The sequence below is a fragment of the Cupriavidus sp. SIMBA_020 genome (genome assembly GCF_046535395.1).
Taxonomy (GTDB): Bacteria; Pseudomonadota; Gammaproteobacteria; order Burkholderiales; family Burkholderiaceae; genus Cupriavidus; species Cupriavidus campinensis.
Genome location: NZ_JAWRWU010001497.1, coordinates 1 through 242, shown reverse-complemented (window position 1 = coordinate 242; position 242 = coordinate 1). Strand labels below are relative to the sequence as shown.

The 242-nt window shown below is 74.4% G+C and carries 1 protein-coding gene; it reads left to right on the top strand.

The window, feature by feature from the left end; all coding sequences use genetic code 11:
• A partial coding sequence (locus SB751_RS34580) for a hypothetical protein (RefSeq protein ID WP_410749563.1) occupies positions 1–242 on the top strand: 242 nt, incomplete at both ends.

Genomic DNA, 242 nt, shown 5'->3' with positions numbered 1-242 from the left:
CAGCGGCTATCGCGCGGGCAAGCTGACGTTCCGGCTCGATGGCGAGAAGCTGCACGGCGGCTGGGCGCTGGTGCGCAGCGGGCGGCAGGAGGGACGCCAGGAGCAGTGGCTGCTGATCAAGGAGCGCGACGAAGCGGCGCGCAGCGCCGATGAATTCGACGTGGTCGGCGAGCGGCCGGGCAGCGTGCACGACGGTGAGGGCGGGGCGTCGTCGGCGACAGGCGGCGCGGGCGCGGACTCGC